The sequence below is a fragment of the Arthrobacter sp. AIWTK1 genome (assembly GCF_056680535.1).
The window spans coordinates 2059403-2077843 of sequence record NZ_CM155287.1; the positions used below are offsets into that span (position 1 = coordinate 2059403).

The 18441-nt window shown below is 66.3% G+C and carries 13 protein-coding genes; 6 read left to right on the top strand and 7 right to left on the bottom strand.

All coding sequences use genetic code 11. The features are described from left to right. Positions 1–189 precede the first annotated feature (189 nt). A protein-coding gene (locus AC1MDG_RS09400) for an IS5 family transposase (protein ID WP_479809063.1) occupies positions 190–1057 on the bottom strand; the annotation gives its coding sequence in 2 pieces (ribosomal slippage) (positions 190–708 and positions 710–1057; 867 coding nt in all). Positions 1058–2072: 1015 nt separating this feature from the next. Here AC1MDG_RS09400 and AC1MDG_RS09405 point away from each other — a divergent pair. Further along, positions 2073–3350: an aminotransferase-like domain-containing protein gene (locus AC1MDG_RS09405; protein WP_479808671.1), complete on the top strand. Its 1278-nt coding sequence runs from the start codon at positions 2073–2075 to the stop codon at positions 3348–3350. 79 nt (positions 3351–3429) lie between these two features. Here AC1MDG_RS09405 and AC1MDG_RS09410 read toward each other — a convergent pair whose 3' ends face one another. The 5 genes from AC1MDG_RS09410 to AC1MDG_RS09430 form a co-directional block, all read right to left on the bottom strand. Further along, a complete protein-coding gene (locus tag AC1MDG_RS09410; protein ID WP_479808672.1) occupies positions 3430–3672 on the bottom strand; it encodes a hypothetical protein in 243 nt (80 codons plus the stop codon). Between the two features lie 81 nt (positions 3673–3753). Next, positions 3754–5127, bottom strand: a complete 1374-nt coding sequence (locus tag AC1MDG_RS09415) for an NAD-dependent succinate-semialdehyde dehydrogenase (protein WP_479808673.1) — start codon at positions 5125–5127, stop codon at positions 3754–3756. A gap of 26 nt (positions 5128–5153) precedes the next feature. Further along, entirely contained in the window at positions 5154–6803 is a 1650-nt protein-coding gene (locus AC1MDG_RS09420) for a thiamine pyrophosphate-dependent enzyme (protein WP_479808674.1), read from the bottom strand. Between the two features lie 225 nt (positions 6804–7028). Further along, positions 7029–8708 (bottom strand): amidohydrolase, encoded by a 1680-nt coding sequence (locus AC1MDG_RS09425; protein ID WP_479808675.1) that lies wholly within the window; start codon positions 8706–8708, stop codon positions 7029–7031. A gap of 117 nt (positions 8709–8825) precedes the next feature. Beyond that, positions 8826–9743, bottom strand: coding sequence for a LysR family transcriptional regulator (locus AC1MDG_RS09430; protein WP_479808676.1), 918 nt, complete (start codon positions 9741–9743; stop codon positions 8826–8828). 142 nt (positions 9744–9885) lie between these two features. Here AC1MDG_RS09430 and AC1MDG_RS09435 point away from each other — a divergent pair, with 142 nt between their 5' ends. Further along, the gene (locus tag AC1MDG_RS09435) at positions 9886–11229 is read left to right on the top strand and encodes an MFS transporter (protein ID WP_479808677.1); all 1344 of its coding nucleotides are present in this window, start codon (positions 9886–9888) and stop codon (positions 11227–11229) included. 53 nt (positions 11230–11282) lie between these two features. Here the strand turns inward: AC1MDG_RS09435 and AC1MDG_RS09440 are convergent, their stop codons facing one another. Next, positions 11283–12866: an amidohydrolase gene (locus AC1MDG_RS09440; RefSeq protein WP_479808678.1), complete on the bottom strand. Its 1584-nt coding sequence runs from the start codon at positions 12864–12866 to the stop codon at positions 11283–11285. Positions 12867–13143: 277 nt separating this feature from the next. On the opposite strand from AC1MDG_RS09440, the gene AC1MDG_RS09445 reads away from it, so the two are divergent. Genes AC1MDG_RS09445 through AC1MDG_RS09460 form a run of 4 tightly spaced genes read left to right on the top strand, consistent with a single transcriptional unit; the run spans position 13144 to position 18299 of the window. Further along, positions 13144–14757: an ABC transporter substrate-binding protein gene (locus AC1MDG_RS09445; RefSeq protein WP_479808679.1), complete on the top strand. Its 1614-nt coding sequence runs from the start codon at positions 13144–13146 to the stop codon at positions 14755–14757. 14 nt (positions 14758–14771) lie between these two features. Continuing rightward, positions 14772–15803, top strand: a complete 1032-nt coding sequence (locus AC1MDG_RS09450; RefSeq protein WP_479808680.1) for an ABC transporter permease — start codon at positions 14772–14774, stop codon at positions 15801–15803. Beyond that, positions 15793–17487, top strand: a complete 1695-nt coding sequence (locus AC1MDG_RS09455) for a dipeptide/oligopeptide/nickel ABC transporter permease/ATP-binding protein (protein ID WP_479808681.1) — start codon at positions 15793–15795, stop codon at positions 17485–17487. The genes AC1MDG_RS09450 and AC1MDG_RS09455 overlap by 11 nt, the downstream gene beginning before the upstream one ends. Beyond that, entirely contained in the window at positions 17484–18299 is an 816-nt protein-coding gene (locus tag AC1MDG_RS09460) for an ABC transporter ATP-binding protein (RefSeq protein ID WP_479808682.1), read from the top strand. The genes AC1MDG_RS09455 and AC1MDG_RS09460 overlap by 4 nt, the downstream gene beginning before the upstream one ends. Positions 18300–18441 lie beyond the last annotated feature (142 nt).

The window sequence follows — 18441 nt, forward strand, 5'->3', positions numbered from 1 at the left end:
TCGTACGCTTCGAACAATTCGTCGACACCGCAAAACTCGCCGAAGCAAGCCAGCCCCCGGATGGCTGACTTCTGCGAGCCAGATAAAGTGCGCTCATCGCGTGTTTGTCCGGCCAAAGGGGGTGTGCACATTGTGCACGGGCAGCATTTCGACCCGCATTTTGATCCCCTCCTCCTAGGGCGTGTCTCCTTATTGCCGTAACCAAATCAGGGAGGCGTAGAGAGCGACGCCTGCCCGGTAGGTGATTGCGAGTTTGTCGTATCGGGTGGCGATGCTGCGCCATTGCTTGAAGAGGCTGAATGATTGCTCGACGACGGACCGGCCTTTATAGGCTTCACTATCGAAGTCCACGGGCCGCCCGCCGGCGGAGCCCTTGCGTTTACGGTTGGCGATTTGGTCCCTGGGTTCGGGAATGATCGCTTTGATTTTCTTCTGGCGCAGGAGTGCCCGGTTGGCTCGGGACGAGTAGGCCTTGTCACCCATGACCGCATCGGGTCGGTTCCTGGGCCTGCCGCCACCGATTCGTGGCACGCTGATTGCCTCGATGACATGGGGAGACATGGGTGAGTCCGATCCCTGGCCCGGTCCCAGAATGAACGCCAAGGGACGGCCCCGGCGGTCACATGCGTGATGTATTTTTGTGCTCAGCCCGCCCCTGGACCGGCCTACGGCATGGTCCTCAGGTTCGCTCCAAAGTTTCTTGTAATTCGGCGGTTCCCCCTGTGGTGCGGGGAAAGTTCGTTCCGTGCTGGTGGGCTCTGTTGATGGTCGAATCCACAGAAACAGTCCAGTCGATTTCACCGTTGGCGTCCGCCTGAGCGAGCAATGCCGCGTGGATACGGTCCCAGGTCCCGTCCGCAGCATAGCGGCGGTGCCGCTTCCACACGGTATGCCAGGGTCCGAACTGCTCGAGCAGGTCCCGCCACGCGATCCCGCATCGGTACAGGTATGCGATGCCTTCTACGATCTGGCGGCTATTACGGAAGGGGCGCCCGCGATGGCCATCGGAGCTCGGCAATAACGGCTCAACACGGGCCCACTGCTCATCAGTGAAAATCTGAAAACGCGACTCGACCCCAGTTAAGCAACCAACACCAACCCCATTTGGGAGACACGCCCTAGTTCTGCCGACATCACTTCATGAAGTTCTTGGCTTCAGGCGACATAACTTCGCGGCCCAGACCGTCGGTTTTCGTGGGACGGTCCATTCAGCGGCAACGTCTCCGGGGTTATCTGCGGCTGTGGCTTACGATCGGTCGACAGAGTGAAGGTGTGTGGGATCCGGACTCTTCTTCCGGGGCAGTCCTGGTCGGGTTGATCCGTAAGACCTGTCCCTAGTTGGACGCGCGTCTATCGTTTCCCTCCCATGCATAGGTTCAGTGCCATTCCCGCTAAGGCGTCCCGCGCAGACTTGGGGTAGGCCGGTTGCCGCGCCTCAGACGGGCCCGTCACAGACGGTCCCGGTGAACACGGCGACGAGGACGCTGGCGGCACTGGCGTCAAGGTCAACGTGGTCGGCCTACGCGGGCATCGGATGTGTCTGTCAGATTTCGGCGTCGTTCTGATACCGGAGTCGCCGCTGGGTTGGAGGGTCCGGAGCGCAACTTGGGGAACCGGGAGCGGTTCAGAGTTTCGCGAGGAAATAAACGACGGGGGAGCGCCGAACGAAACTTTGGATCGTGAGCGGCGCCTTGCGCCCTGGTTGCGTGGAGGACCCGCCCAGCGATGATGGGGATCAGAACGACAAACAGCCAGGACGCTTCTGGTCATTCATGATTGGGAAGCGGTGGTGCGGCATGACGTGAGGATCGTGTCAACAACTCGGACTTCATCAACCACCTTCTGTTCGCCTACCGCAGGCCTGCCGGATCTTGTTGAACCGTCCCGGCCTGGGGGCTGCCTCGGCTCTGGCACAACGAGGACGCCCGCAGGGGGCCGGTTTGCTCCAGTTGGCTGCCGCGGGGCGGGTGACCTTATGCCGTCCCGGTATGCCCATCCCCGGACTTTGGTCTTAGACAGCATCGGCGGGGCGGCGCGACACTGGAAGGATACTCGCGACCGAAAGGTATCCCATGTCCGTATCAGTGGAAACTTCCGCAGGATTTGCCAACACATCCGGTGACATCAGCGTCCCCGCCCGGCTGCCGCACCTCGCGCAGCGTACCCTCGCCGCCCGGCCCTCGGAAGTCCGCAAAGTGTTCAGGGCCGCCCAGCGGCCGGGCATGATCTCCTTCGCCAACGGCGCCCCCTACCTCGGTGCCCTCCCATTCGACCGGATCGCAGCAGACGCCCAGCGGATTCTGCTCGACAGCGGCGAACGCTCCTTCCAGTACGGCTCCAGCGACGGCATTCCTGAGCTCCGCGTCCACATTTCCGAACTCATGAAACTCGAGGGCATCACGGCCGGTCCGGACCGGGTCATCGTGACCTCCGGTAGCCAGCAGGCCTTGGACATAGCCGCCCGCGTCCTCGTCAACCCGGGCGACGTGATCTTCGCGGAGGCCCCGTCCTACGCCGGCGGCATGGCCGTGTTCACCAGTTACGAGGCCGACATTGTCCACGTCCCCATGGACGCCGACGGCCTCATTCCGGAAGAACTCGAACGGCTCATCGGCGAAGTCCGTGCCGCGGGCAAGACCGCACGGGGCCTGTACACCATTCCCAACTTCCAGAACCCCGGCGGCGTGAACCTCTCCGGAGAACGCCGCAGGCAGGTCGGCGAGCTGTGCCGCAGCAACGACCTGCTGATCTTCGAGGACAACCCCTACGGGCTCCTGGGCTTTGACGGGGAAACTATGCCTGCCATCCAGCCCGGCTTCGAGGACATCACCCTGTACTTCGGCTCGTTCTCTAAGATGATTGCGCCTGGCCTGCGCGTGGGCTGGGTCCTGCCTCCGACGTCGCTGTACGGCCACCTGCTCAATGCAAGCGAAACCTCACAGCTCAACCCCTCGGTGTACTCGCAGCAGCTCATCAGCGCTTACCTGGACGATCCCGCCTGGGAAGACAAGCTGGCCGAATACCGGGCCATCTACCGGGAGAAGTTCACCGCCCTGGTGGAAACACTCGCGATGGTCATGCCCGCCAGCACCACTTGGAACCGGCCCACCGGCGGCTTCTACCTTTGGGTGAAGGTCCCGGCCGGGATCGACACCGAAGCGCTCGTCTACGACTGCATCGAACGCGGCGTGGTGTACGTCCCAGGCACCGCTTTCTACACGAACGGCAGTGGCCACAGCGAACTGCGGATGTCCTTCTGCCTGCCGTCCCTGGACGATATCCGCAAGGGCGCCGCCATCCTCGGCGAGGTATTCAGCGCCGCCGTTGCGGGAGCAGCAACCTCGGATTAGTCGCACTGCGAAGCAACAAAGTGAGGCGCCCCCAGAGCTCTGGGGGCGCCTCATGTATGTATGGATATTTCAGATCGGATTACACAGTGGCCGGGGTGGCTTCCGTGTGACGTCCAAAAAAGATCTCGTATGAATCGAAGTCGATCAGCCGTCGGGTGCCGGTGACGGTGTCCTGAATCCAGAACACTCCCAATTCCGGGTGGGCTTCCTCGATGTGGCCCCGGTGGTGAACTTTGTGGTTCTGCCGTGCCTCGATGAGATCACCAAGGCGAAGGTGGCTGAAGTCATAGGACCGGAATTTGTCGGAGGGGAGGGCGGTCATGTGGAGTCCCTTCTGAGTGGGGGTGGGAGCCTGGGGCCGTGCGTGGTGGTTCTGCCGCTTTTTCATCGGGGATCCCGCTGCCTACTTCGCGGTACGGATTAGCTTCCGGTTCACGAACTCATCCATGCCGTATTTGCCCAGTTCGCGGCCCACGCCGGAGCGCTTGATGCCGCCGAAGGGCAGCTCGGCCGCAGTGCCGGGGGCTTCGTTGATGTACACCATGCCGGCATCCAGCCGGTCGGCGATCTCCGCGGCCTTGGCCGGGTCGGTGGACTGGATCACAGCGCCCAGCCCGTAGACGGAGTTGTTGGCCAGCTCCACGGCCTCATCCTCCGAGGACACCCGGTACAGCACCGCCACCGGGCCGAACAGCTCCTCGGAGAAGGCACGCATGTCCTCGGTGACGCCGGCCAGGACCGTCGGCTGGAACCAGGACCCCGGCTGATCCAGCCGCCCACCGCCGGTGAGTACCGTGGCGCCCTTGGCGACGGCGTCGTCCACCTGCTCAGCCAGACCGTCCAAAGCTGCGGCGGAAGCCAGCGGTCCCATGAACGTGTCCGCCTCGGTGGGGTCACCCACCTTCACGGTGGCCACGGCACCCACGAACTTCTCCACGAACCGGTCGTACACCGCGTCCGCAACGATGATCCGCTTGGCCGCATTGCAGGCCTGGCCGGTGTTGCCAAAGCGGCCGAACAGGGCATGCGTGGCCGCCTGGTCCAGGTCCGCGGAGTCCAGCACCAGGAACGGGTCCGAGCCGCCGAGTTCCAGCACCACCTTCTTGAGGTTCCGGCCCGCGATCTCCGCGACGGCGGAACCTGCGCGCTCCGAACCCGTCAGCGAGATGCCTTGCACGCGCGGGTCGGCGATGATGTCCGCCACCTGCCCGTTCGTGGCGAAGATGTTCACGTAGGCGCCCTCGGGCGCGCCGGCGTCGTGGAAGATCTGCTCCATGGCCAGCGCGGATTCCGGGCACTGCGGGGCGTGCTTGAGCAGGATGGTGTTGCCGTTCATCAGGTTGGGCGCGGCGAACCGGGCCACCTGGTAGTACGGGAAGTTCCACGGCATGATCCCCAGCAGCACGCCCAGGCCGTCCTTGCGGACCATCGCCGTGCCGCCGGCCGCGACCTCCAGCTCCTCGTCCTCGAGGAAGGCCGGGCCGTTCTCTGCGTAGTACCGGTAGATGGACGCCACGATGTCCACCTCGATCTGCGCCTGGAAGACGGGTTTGCCCATCTCCCGGGTGACAATGCCGGCAAGCTCGTCGCGGCGCTCGGTGTACAGCTCAGCCACACGGCCCAGCAGCTTCACCCGGTCCGCCAGCGCCGTCCGGTTCCACGCCCTAAAGGCGGCGTCGGCGGTGGCTACTGCGGCGTGGATCTGCTCATTTGTGGCGGTGGGGTAGGCCTTGACGGTCTCGCCGGTGGCCGGGTTGATGACGGCATAGAGGCTCATGCTGTGTTCCTTCTGGGTGGGATCGGTTAGGGGAGGGCGATCGCGGGGTCGGTGATGACGTGGATGATGGCCGGGATGCGCTGGTCCTGGACAGCTTTCAGGGAACGTTCGACGGCGATCGCGGCCTGGTCGTCGCTGGTCACGGTTTCGCCGTGCCCGCCGAAGGCGCGGGCGTAGGCCGCGAAGTCGGGGTTGGCCAGCTGCGTGCCGCTGACGCGGCCCGGGAAATGGTGCTCCTGGTGGTCCCGGATGGTGCCGTACTGGCCGTTGTCCATCACGATGATGAGCATCGCGGCGCCGTACTGCACTGCCGTGGCGAACTCCTGGCCGTTCATCAGGAATTCCCCGTCGCCGGCGATGGCCACGGCCAGGCGCTCCGGGCCCTGCAATGACGCGGCCACGGCCGCCGGCACGCTGTAGCCCATGGAACCGTTGCGCATGCTCAGTTGCGACGGGAACACGTTCGTGGGCAGGTACCGCTGGGCCCAGGCGCAGTGGTTGCCGGCGCCGAAGCTGTACACGGCGTCCTGCGGCAGGCGACGGACCAGCTCGGACACCACGGCGCTCATGTGCCCGGTGCCTTCACGGGTTGCCGGCAGTGACGCCACGTCCGGGAGTTCGCTGAACGCAGCCTGCGCGTCCCGGCCGGCGGCACGCCAGGAGTCCCACTCGGCTGCCTTGCCCAGGCGCAGATCCTTGACGGCGGCGGCGAAGGCCACCGGGCTGGCCAGGATGTGGGCCGTCACTGCGCCTGAGCGTCCCCGCAGGGAACTGTCGATGTTGACGACGATGTTCGTGGCGTCCAGTGACTGCCGCAGGGTGTAGCCGTCGGTCGGAACGTCTGTGGGCACTGCGCCGATGGCCAGCAGCACGTCGGCCTCGGCGAATATTCGGGCGGTCTCCGCGGTGCGGCCGTAGCCCAGGGCACCGACGAACACCTCGGAATTGAACGGGATGCGGTCCGAGGCGCGCCAGTCCTGGATGACCGGGATGCCGTTGGCTTCGGCGAAGGTGGTGATTGCTGCTGCGGCGGTGGCGGTCCAGCGTTGGCCGCCGATGAACAAGGCGGGCTTCACTGCGCCGGCCAGCGCGGTGCGGACCAGGTCCAGCTCAGCCGGGGACACTGCCCCTTCAGCCACGGCGATGGGCGCGTGCAGGCCACCGGTGAACTCGTGGGTGATGACGTCTTCCGGCAGGCCGACGATCACGGGACCGGGGCGCCCTGACTTGGCGGCGAAGAATGCTTCGGCCACCACCTCAGAGGCCCGGGAGGCTTCGTCGAGGACAAGGACGCGCTTGGCCTGGGTGCCGAACCACGCTTTGGGGTCGAATTCCTGGAAGGACTCGCGCTCGCGGTCCGCGACTGGGATCAGGCCCACGAACAGGACCATGGGGGTGGCGTCCTGCCAGGCGGCGTGGATTGCGACGAACGCATTGGCGGCTCCGGGTCCGCGGGTCACCATGGCCACGCCGGGTTCGCCGGTGAACTTGCCGTGGGCTTCGGCCATGTAGGCGGCGCCGCCTTCCTGGCGGCAGACAACCGTTTCGATGTCGGCTCCGTGGAGTCCGTCGAGAACGGCCAGGTAGCTTTCTCCCGGGACGGCGAATACACGGTTGACGCCATGCAAGGCCAGGGAGTCAACGATCGCCTGGCCGGCGTGGGTTGTCGTCTTCAAAGTAGTGCTCCTTTACAGGGTGGCCAGGATCTGGCCGTCGGTGGCGGCCCGGCTGCAGTGCCGGCGCCAGGGGTTTCCTCAAGTATTGGCAACGGAGTTCATGCTGTCTAATACATATAAAGTTCAAATCAGATAACCAAAGAGCATGAAGATGGCGGCGGCAGAGACCGCTGCGGTGCGGGCCAGCGAGGGCCCCGCTGCGGCAGCCTCCGCGGGGCGTCAGCCCTAAAGCCTGCCGTGCACCAGTTCGCCGCCCACCACGGTGGCCTTGACACGGACATCGCCGATGTCCTTCGTTGGAACCTTGTAGATGTCCTCGGTCAGTGCCACGAAGTCGGCCAGCATGCCCGGTGCCAGCGAGCCCTTGTAGCGCTCTTCGTGCACCGCATGCGCACTGCCCACGGTGTAGGCGCGCACGGCCTGGGCCACGCTGATGCGTTCCTCCGGAACGAAGTCAGCTCCAGAGGACGTGCGCCGGTTCACCAGATCGTGGATGTTCAGCAGGGGGTCCCCTGACACCACTGGTGCATCCGAGCTGGCGGGGATTTCGATGCCGGCGTCGAGCAGGGACTTCACCCGGTAGGCAAGGCGCGATCGCTCCGGTCCCAGCGCCCGGGCCGCGCCGTCGCCGAGTTCGCTGATGAAGCGGCCCTGCGGGACGGGGATCAGGCCCAGGGATGCCAGCCGTTTGATCTGGTCATCGCCGGCCACGTTGACGTGTTCCACCCGGTGGCGGGCGTCCGGGCGCGGGTAGAGCTGCTGGGCTTCCTCAAAGATGTCCAGCACCACGTCCAGTGCGGCATCGCCGATGGCGTGGGTTGCCACCTGCCAGCCCGCGCGGTGTGCGCCGATGACGCGGCGGCGCAGTTCCTGGGCCGGGAACTGCAGGAGCCCGCGGTTGCTTTCTGGCTCGCCGGCCGCGTGCTGGTAGTCGCAGCACATGAACGCGCTGCGGCCGATCAGCGAACCATCGGACAGGATCTTGGCCGGGCCCAGCCGGAGCCATTCGTCGCCGAAGCCGGAGCGCATGCCCAGGTCCAGGCCCATCCGGGCTACATTGCCCGCGCCGTTGTGCCCGTCCCCGTCCCCATCGGCGTCGCCCAGCCCGTGCAGGGTGGTCAGGTACGGCATCACCGTGGCCCGCACGCCAAGTTTCCCGACATCCCGCGCGGCCTGGTAGCCGGCAATATCGGACAGGCTGTGGCCAATGTGCTGCGGAGCGCCCAGGCCGGGCTCCGTGATGCTTGTGACGCCAAGTTCCAGCAGGGCGGCGCTGCCTGCGCCCACCATGTCGGCAACATCCTCCACACCGGGGCCGGGAATGGCGTCCATAACCAGTGCCCGGGCCGTTTCCTGAAGCAGCCCGACGGCCCTGTCGGCAGCATCGGCAGGTGCCGCCCCGCCGTCGGGCGCGGTGACATTGCGGCGGCCGGGATATCCTGCCCGTTCGAAAGCGGCCGTGTTGGCCACCCCCATGTGCCGGGAGTTGTGCATCAGCCACACCGGGTGGCCGTGGCTGACGGCATCGAGCTGCTCCGCCGTAGGGTGCTGGTTGCCCAGATGGTTTTGGTCGTAGCCGGCACCCTGGACCCACGCCCCTTCCGGCGCGGCCAGGCAGGCGCGCTCCGCGGCGGCCAGCAGTTCGTCCATGGTGCCGCATGCGGCCGGCCGGAGGTCGGCCTGGACCAACGCCTGGCCCACGTAGCTCAGGTGGCAGTGGGCATCATTAAAACCGGGGACGACGGCGGCGCCCCCCAAGTCGAAGACGTCGCGGAAGAGCGAGGCGGGCAGGTCGTTGTCGAGGCTGATGATGCGCCCGTTGTGGAGTCCCATGCTGTGCGCACGCGGACGCCGGAGGTTTTGGGTGTAGAACGATCCGTTGGTGTACAGCGCGTCCAGGAACATGCGGTTCTCCCGAGTTGTGTGGGTGGTTCATTGCGTTCCACCAAGTATCGGAAGCTAATTCCATGCTGTCTAATGTCTATTTAGTCGCTCGACCATGCCTGCTAGGCATAAAGCTGACTACCCCCTGGCATCGTCCTTGATGACTGCGCCCTGCTGGTTGAGGAAAGCTCGGATCCGGCGGGCCACTGCCCGGATGGTGTCCTCGGCGAAATGGCCCGGGATCCAGGCGGTATGCAGCGGAAGGCGCAGTGCGGGCCCCGGCCTAGCCTCTGTGCCCGCCAGGATTCTGATGGGGTGGGTGCCATAGGCAGGCAGGTCAGTGGTGACGCCAATCCCGTGCCCGGCCGCCGCCAGCGCCATGATGGTTTGCCCGTCGTCGCATTCGGAGACCTGGCGGAAGCTTAGATGGGCCTGGTTGAGGGCGTCGTCCAGGATATAGCGGCTAACGCTCTGGTGGGAGGGCAGGATGGCATGCTGGACGGACAGGGCGGAGAGCGGAAGTTCGGTGACGCCTTCGCGGGCCCATTCGTGGTCCGCAGCCACATAGGCGGTCAACGGGATGCTGCCCAGCGGCATGGTGGTCAGCCCCGGCTCCGGCGGGGCAGGGGAGACGGCGAAATCGCAGCCGTGCAGCAGCGCTTCGGCAATGGCGAAGTGGCTGGTCTCCTGCGTAATGATGAGTGGATCCTCGGGCCCAGTGGTGGCGATGTAGGGCGCCAGGAACCCGCGGACCGAGGCCGCCGTGGCCGCTGCCACCAGGGTGGTCACGCGTCCGGTGCGCAGGGCGTCCGCGGCAGCTTCCAGGCCCTGGGTTTCCACCATGAGACGTCGGGCGGCCGGGATGAATGCCCGTCCGGCGGGCGTCAGGGCCAGCTTGTTGCCCTGGGCCTCGAAGAGGCGTAGCTTGAGCTCGTTTTCCAGGGTCTTTATCTGCCGGCTAAGCGCAGGCTGTGCGATGTGGATCCGTTCGGCAGCGGCGGTCACTGTACCGGCGTCCACGACGGCAAGGAAGTACTGCAGGCGGCGAAGGTTCATGGAAACAGCATGCTCTTTGGGTATACCTAAACGCAAGAAGAAGTATTGGCGGGTATGCAACACCTCACAGTACGTTTCATGGGACAGAGCCATCGGCGCTCTCACAGCCCATCAGCATTGCACCGCCATTTGAGGACCTCCCATGACACATCAAGAATCACGAGCAGCGAGCTCCCCGGCCGCACCACCTGCAGCGTCGCCTGCCCCCGCACCGCCAGTGCCCGCAGGCGCCCCGTCCAGTCCCGGCAAGGTGGTGGCCGCCGCTTTCATCGGCACGGCGCTGGAATGGTACGACTTCTTCCTCTTCGGAACCACCGCCGCAATCGTCTTTGCACCGCTGTTCTTCCCCGGCAGCGATCCCGTGGCCTCCACCGTCGCAGCATTCCTCAGCTTCAGCGCAGCGTTCATCGCCCGGCCCGTCGGCGCGCTCATCTTCGGCCACGTCGGGGATAAGTACGGCCGGCGCGGCGCCCTGGTGGCCACCGTGATGATTATGGGAGCCGCGTCCACGCTCATGGGGCTGCTGCCCACCCACGAAACGGCCGGCGTCGTCGCCCCCGTTCTGCTGACTCTCCTGCGTGCGGTCCAGGGCATTGCCACCGGCGGCGAATGGGGCGGAGCCACCCTGATGGCCATCGAGTACGCCCCCGCGAAACGCCGCGGGCTGTACGCGGCCCTGGTCCAGCTGGGATCGCCGGTAGGCACGCTGCTGTCCACAGGTGCCATCACGCTGGTGGCACTGCTGCCCAGGGACGACTTCATGGCCTGGGGCTGGCGGCTGCCGTTCATCGCCTCAATTGTCCTGGTGGCCGTGGCACTCTGGCTCCGCTGGAACGTGGAGGAGACGCCGGAGTTCCAGGAACTCAAAGCCACAGACAAAACCACAAAGGCCCCGGTCATCGAACTGTTCCGCCAGTACAAAGCGAAGCTGGCCATCGGCGTGTGCACCTACCTCGTGGGCAACGCCGGCTTCTTCATCCTCACCACGTTTATGATCAGCTACGTCACCCGGGTCCTGGGCCTGCCGTCAACCGTGATCCTCACGGCCATGACTGTCGGCGCCGTGGCCCAGATGGTCATGACTGTGCTGGCCGGCCGCCTTGCCGACCGCTTCGGCGCGGCACGGGTGGGCATCATTGGCTACTCGATCTTCATTGCTCTGGCGTTCCCCATCTTCTGGCTTGTGGACAGCAGGGACCCGGGACTGATCATCTTGGCCATGGTGCTGGCCTTCGGCCCCTGCGCCATCACCTACGCCATTATCGGCGCACTGATCGACAGGCTCTTCCCGGCGCAGGTCAAGTACACCGGCATGGGGCTGTCCGCCAACCTGTCCGCCGTCGTGGCCGGGTTCATGCCGGCGCTCGCCACCGTCTTCCTCACCTTCTCCGGCAACGCCTCGTGGGGACCGGCCTCGCTGCTCGTGGTCATCGGCCTGATCTCCCTGGGCGGCGCCATCGCCACCTCGAAGGTGCGGGCAGACTAGCTCAGACTCCCGGGTCAGGCGCCCAGCTCACCCGCCCGGCTGCGCCGGCCGGCTCAGGCGTCCCGCCGGTATCGCACAGCCCCGCCGGTGACGGTCATGTGGACCATGGTGTCCCTGATCCCGGCGGCGTCTGTCGTGAAGATATCGGTGTCCAGTGCCACGAAGTCCGCGAGCATTCCGGGGGCCAGTGTGCCCTTGAGCGCCTCCTCGCCGGAGGCGAACGCCGGGGCTACGCAGTAGGCGTGCAGGGCCTCGGCCAATGAGATTCGCTCCTGCGTTTCCCACCCGCCGTCGGGCTCCCCGGCGGCGGTGGTCCGCGTGATGGCGGCGTGCAGACCGTGGAACGGGTTGGGAACTTCCACGGGGGAGTCGGAGCCGAAGGCTACCGTGGCGCCAGCGTCCAGAAGGCTCCGCCAGGCGTAGGACGCCAGGCCCCGGCCCTCAACAATGCCCAGAATGGGCAGGTCGCTGGGGCAGTGCTGCGGCTGCATGGATGCCACCACACCTAGTTCGGCCACCCTCGGAACATCGGCGGGCTGCAGGAACTGCACGTGCTCGATCCGGTGCTGCAGGCCGTACCGCCTGGTCGTATCCCGAATCGCGGCCAGGGCGTCCAGAACCAGGGTGTTGGCGCGGTCGCCAATGGCATGGACTGCGACGGCGATGCCTGCCTCCGCCGCCCGGCCGGCCAGCGTCAGCAGCTCAGGGTAGGCTGTCACCTCCACCCCGTGGCCGGTGCCGCCCGGAAAGGGCTGGCTCATGTGGCACGTGTGTGATCCCGCCGCGCCGTCGGCAAAGATCTTCACGGCGCCGTGCCGGATCCAGCTGTCACCCTGGCCGGTCCGCATGCCGGCTTCGATGGAGGCCTCAAGGTCGTCCTGGGCCAGCAGTTTGTGGACGCGCAAGGTCAGCTCTTCCTCCTCACGCAGGGTCCGGTAGGCGGCCAGGGCGTCAGCGCCGTCGATATCGTGGACGCCGGTGATGCCCAGGGACAGCAGGTACCGCTGCGCCTCCCTCAGCTGCTCCGGAAGGTTTCCGGAGACCCCCGACGCCGCCAGTTTCCGCACCGGGTAGACGGCGCTTTCCCGCAGGATCCCGGTGGCCTCACCGCCGGCGTCTCGGACTATTTCCCCGCCCGACGGGTGGGGTGTCTCCCGGGTGATGCCCAGCAGCTGCAATGCCTGCGAGTTGGCCCAGACCGTGTGGCCGTCCGCGCTGGTGAGAGCCACGGGATTGCGCGGGCAGACCGCGTCCAGACTGGTCCTGTCCGGCTGCACAGGAACCTGCCATTTGTTGAAATCCCACCAGCCTCCCAGGATCCACTCGCCTGCCCGGTACCGCGGCAGAACGGCGCCGATTCCAGCCAGCGCTTCGGCCAGGCTGCCCGCGCCCCGCAGATCCACCTCGTGCATGGACCTGGCCAGGCTGGCGGTGTGGATGTGGGCGTCGGTCAGACCCGGAATCACGACGGCGTTGCCCAGGTCCACGGTGTTGGTTCCGGCGGGTGCGTGGGCACGGAGTTCGGCTGCCGGCCCGGCTGCCAGGATGACGCCGTCCGCCACCAGCAGGGCTTCGACGCGGGGCTGGGCCGGGTTGAGGGTATGGAAGATCGCATTGGCAAAGAGGGTTGGGGTCACCGGAACAGGGTAAGCGTGCCACCCGCGGTTTCCCGCCACCGGGTCCGCAACAAACGGGTCATCTGGCCGTGCCCCGGTGCTGGCCCTGGCCCGGATGGCAGCCCCGGACCCGCTGGGGCCGCGGAACTCCGGGCTCCATGCCCGAACGGCATGACATCTGTAAATAATGAGTCTTAGACGTTCTGAGATGTGGATCACATACTCGATTCTGCAGGTGTCCGCCGCCGCCACACGCCGCGGCCCCTGCGCCCGCATCGGACCAATCTAAGGACCCCTCGTGATTCAGACTTTCCCGCCCACCGCAGGCTCTGCGGTCCGGCGCGGCCGCAGGCTCGCTCCGTTGGCCGCCGCTGCCGCGGCCATCGCCGTCGCTGCCACCGGCTGCACCACCGGCACCGCCACTACGGGTTCCACAGCCGGGCAGGCTTCCACCGACACCATCCGGACCGTGGTCAACGCCGACCCCACCAGCTTTGCTCCGGTAGAGGTCCGCAACGCCGACGACTACGGCATCAACCGCCTCCTCTTCTCCACGCTGGTGCGCCGCGACGAGAACAACAAGATCGTGCCGGACCTCGCCACCAAGTGGGACATCACCCCCACCCAAGGCACGTTCACCATCCGCAGCGGGGCAACCTGCGCTGACGGCACGCCCATCACCGCAGCCGTGGTGGCGGAATCGCTCAAAGTGTTCGCGTCCCCGGACAGCAAATCCAGCTTCCGTCCGCTCGTCCTGGGCGAAGGGCCCGCGACCGTCACGGCCGATGACGCCGCCGGCACCGTCACCGTCTTGCTTGCCCAGCCGTGGACAGACCTCCTCCAAGGACTGTCCCTGCACGCCACCGGCATCGTCTGCCCGGCCGGCCTCAAAGACCCCAAGGCGCTGGCCGCCGGTGACATCCCCGGTGCGTTCTCCGGTTCCTACACCCTGACCAAAAAGCAGCACGGCGTGGCCTACACGTTCACGCTCCGCGAGGACTACAAGGCCTGGCCCGAATACCAGACCGAGATCGCGGGCACCCCGGCCAGGACCATCGTGGCCAGCGTCAACGCCAACGCCAGCGCCGTGTCCAACGAGCTCCTCACCGGCACCAAGGACCTTGCCACCATCCGTGGCAAGGACGCCACCCGCTTCGACGGCAACAAGGACTTCAGCACCCAGGTGATTCCGCAGGGCAGCCTGTACGTGATGTTCAACGAACGCCCCGGCCACCCCTTCACCGACCCGGCCCTCCGCAAGGCCGTTGCCCAGGCTCTGGACGCCACCGCCTTCAACCAGGCGGCCTCGGGTGGCCTCGGCGAGCTCTACTCCTCTTTCGCGCATCCGGGTGTACCGTGCTCCAACAAGGACTCCGGACTGCTCATCAAGCCAGACCCCGCAGCGGCGAAAGCCACCCTGGCCGGCGTCAAGATCCGCATGGTCGGTGCACAAGTCTTCGGCCCCAACGGCGCCGCCAACACCTACGTTGCCGAGGCGCTCCGCACAGCCGGTGCCGACATTGAACTGCGAAACGTGGACCTGGCCACCTGGAGCACGGACCTGACCCAGAAGCTCGACACCTGGGACATCACCGTGATGGGCGGCATCAACGCCGGCGGCACCATGTACGGGGCGCTCTCCACGGTCATCGGAACCCCTGTGGAAAAGGGGGGCCTCAACTGGGGCGGCCTGGAGAACCAGCCCGTCCTTGACCTGGTGTCCAAGGCCATGACCCAAACCGATGACGCCGAGCGTTGCGGGACCTACCAGGAAGCACAGAAGCTCATGATCAGCGAGGCACACGTGATCCCGCTGGCCAGTCTGCCCTCCCAGGTGACCATCCGCTCCGGCTTCGCCATGCACACCATGAATGGCCAGCCGGACGAGAGCACCATGCGGATCACGAAGTAGCCCGGTCACCAGCCATGACTGCTCCCAGCATTGCTGAAGCTTCCCGCACTCCCGGCGCAGGTGCCGGGAGTGCGGGAAGCCGCTACCTCCGCCACCCGTGGGTGGGATTCTCGCTGCGCCGGCTCGCCGGGCTGCTGCTCTCCTTTGCCGTCCTGGTGACCGTGACGTTCCTGATTGTCCCCCTGATCCCCGGGGACCCGGCCGTCATCGCCGCCGGTGAAGGCGCCAGCCCCAACCAAATCGCCGCCGTCCGGGCGGAGCTGGGCCTCGACCTGCCCCTCCTCACCCAGTTCCTGAACTACGTTTCAGGCGTCCTGCGCCTGGACATGGGTGCATCGTTCATCAGCGGCGAAAGCGTGTCCGCCCTGATCTTCACGCGGTTCCCGTTCACCGCGGAGATCGCACTCCTGGCCATCGCGCTGGTCCTGGCCATTGCCGTGCCGCTCGGAATGACCGTGGCAATCCTGACCCGCGGCGGCCGCAACAGATGGCTGGACACCGGATTCAACTTCGTCACCAGCCTGATCTACTCCGTGCCCCAATACGTGGTGGCCACGCTGCTGGTGGTGGTGTTCGCCGTGACCCTTCGCTGGTTCCCGGCAGCCGGCGCGGCAACCCTGAACTCCCTGGTGCTGCCCACCGCGGCCCTGATGCTGGGGCCCGCATGCGTGATCTCGCGGATCGTGCGGCGCGAAACAGCGGCAGTACTGGAGAAGGACTACATCCGCACGGCCCGCGGCTGGCGGCTCAGCGTGCTGCGGACCAACGCCCGCTATGTCCTGCCGAACCTGGTGACCACCACACTGACCCTCTCGGGCCTGATCCTGGCCGCCCAGCTGGGCGGCGCCGTGGTAATTGAAACCGTGTTCGCCTGGCCCGGGCTGGGGCAGGGAATTGTCAACGCGATCCTGCAGCGCGACTACCCGGTAATCCGGGGCATCATCCTGGTCCTCGGGCTGCTCGCCACCCTCATCATCATCCTGGTGGACCTCATCCTGGCCATCATCGACCCCCGCAACCTCGGAGGAACCACCCATGACGTCTAGGTTTACGAGCCGGGAGTTCTGGACTCCCGCCATGGTGACCGGCGCCGTGCTGATGATCGCCCTCATCCTCATCGCCGTTATTGCCCCGCTGACCCTGAAGCAGGCAGCCGAGCAGTTGACCCCCAACGCAGCCCAGGGACCCAGCGCCGCCCACTGGCTGGGCACCGACGACTTCGGCCGCGACCTGCTGGCCCGCGCGCTCGTGGCCACCCGGCTGACCCTGCTCATGACCGCCGGGGCGGCCGCGATCACGGTGCTCGCCGGCGTCGTCATTGGCCTTGGCATCTGGTTATCCGGCCGGCGCGTCCGGGAGGCGTCCCTGCGGGTACTGGAAACCGCAGTGGCCTACCCCAGCCTGATCTTCGCCCTGGTGATCGCCGCGGTGCTTGAGCCCGGTGTTTCCTCGGCGGTCATCGCGATCGGGATCGCCGGGATTCCCGGCTTCGCCCGGATCACGGCCAACCTGGCCTCCTCCGTGTCCAGCAGCGAGTATGTGGTCACAGCCCGGCTCCTGGGCGTCAGCCCGGTCCGCATCGCCGTTCGGCACATGCTGCCGAACATGGCCGAGCCGTTGCTGATCCTCTCCGCCACCGTGTTTGCCCTGTCCCTGGTGGAAATCTCCGCCCTGTCCTTCATCGGGCTCGGCGTACAGTCCCCGGAGTACGATTTCGGCCGGCTCCTGAACGACAGCCTGGGCGCGCTGTACACCCAGCCGATGGAAGCCGTGGGACCGTCCATCATGATCGCGCTGACCGGCCTGTCAGTCATGCTGATCGGCGACGCACTGGCCGCCCATGCCGACCCCCGGGCCAAGCGAAGGTTCTTGCCCCGGGTCCTGCAGCGCAACCGCACAGTGACCGTCCCTGCCGCGGACGGAGCGCTGGTGCGCGTGGAAAACCTCCGGATCAGCATCCCGGGCCGCCAGGATCTGGTCAAGGGCATCTCCTTCACCATCCACCCCGGCGAGGTGGTGGCGCTGGTGGGGGAGTCCGGCTCGGGGAAATCCCTGACGGCAATGGCCGTTGCCGGCCTGCCCTCGGAGGACCTCGCCGTCGGCGCGGACCTGCTGCGGGTAGCCGACATGAACATGCTGGCCGAACCCAACCAGTCACGGCTGGCCAAGGAGATCAGCATCGTCTACCAGGACCCCGGCACTACGTTCAACCCGTCCCTGCGCATGGGGTCCCAGCTAACCGAGGTCCTGCGCACCCATCTGGGCATGGGCGGCGCCAAGGCCCGGAAGGTCATCACCGAGGCGCTCGCCGCCGTCAACATCACCGAGCCGGCCAAGCGGCTCCGCCAGCACCCGCACGAGCTCTCCGGCGGCACGCGCCAACGGGCCATGATTGCCGCGTCCATCGTCACCTCACCGACCCTGATCGTGGCGGATGAGCCGACGACGGCTTTGGACGTCACCGTGCAGGCGGAAGTTCTGCGCCAGTTCCGGCGCATCCACCGCGAGGAGGGGACGGCCATGCTGTTCATCTCGCATGACCTGGGTGTGGTGGAGGCGCTCTGCGACACCATCCTGGTGATGAAATCCGGCGAAATCGTCGAACGTCTGACATCCGGACAGCTGGCTGCACGGGATGTCCACCACCCTTACACCAAGGCACTGCTGGCCGCGATCCCCGTCCTGGATCTCGGCCGCAAGCCGGCCACCGCAGGAGCTGACACACCATGAATCCACACACCAACGTTGCCGTCGCTGCCGTCGGAGCCCGCGCGGGCGCACCCGCCGCAGCAGTACGGAAGCTGAACGTCAGCTTTGGCTCCGCCCACGTCCTCAAGGACGTCACCCTGGCCGTTCCGGCGGGGCGGGTGGTTGGCCTGGTGGGCGAGTCCGGGTCCGGGAAGTCCACGCTGGGCAAGACGCTGGTGGGAATCAACCGGCCCACCAGCGGTGAAGTGCTCATCGGAAACAAGGACTTCACCACAGTGCACGGCGAAGGCCGCCAGCGGATGCGTCGGGAAGTCCAGTACATTCCCCAGGACCCGTACTCCTCGCTCAGCCCGCGGCGCACCACGGGCCAGACGCTGGCCGAGGCCCTGGACCCGCGGAGAGCCGACCCCGTCAGGCACCGGGACGCTATCGCCGCTGCACTGGAGCGCGTCAAACTGGACCCCTCCGCGGCGGACAAGTACCCGCATGAGTTCTCCGGCGGCCAGCGGCAACGGATCGCCATCGCCCGCGCGCTGATGCTGGAGCCAAAGCTGGTCATTGCCGACGAGATCACGTCGGCGCTTGATGTCTCCGTCCAGGCGGACATCATCCGGCTGCTGCAGGGAATGCGCGGCACCGTGGACAGCGCCATGCTGTTCATCTCGCACAACCTGGCCGTAGTGCAGGAAGTCTGTGACGACGTGGTGGTGATGTTCCAGGGCCGCATCGTGGAACAGGGCACCATCGATGCCGTGTACCGCGACCCGCAGCATGAGTACACACGCAACCTCCTGGCGTCCGTTCCCGGATCGCCCGAGTTCTCGCTGGACTGACGTTCTACCTCGCCCGGCCCGCTTCATGCCGGAACGGCATGCAATTCTTGCGAAATAGGTCATGGACGGCAGGTATCGCGGCTCACATACTCGAAGGAAGCAAAGACCACTGTTTAGTGGACAAACCGTACATCCGAAGGGA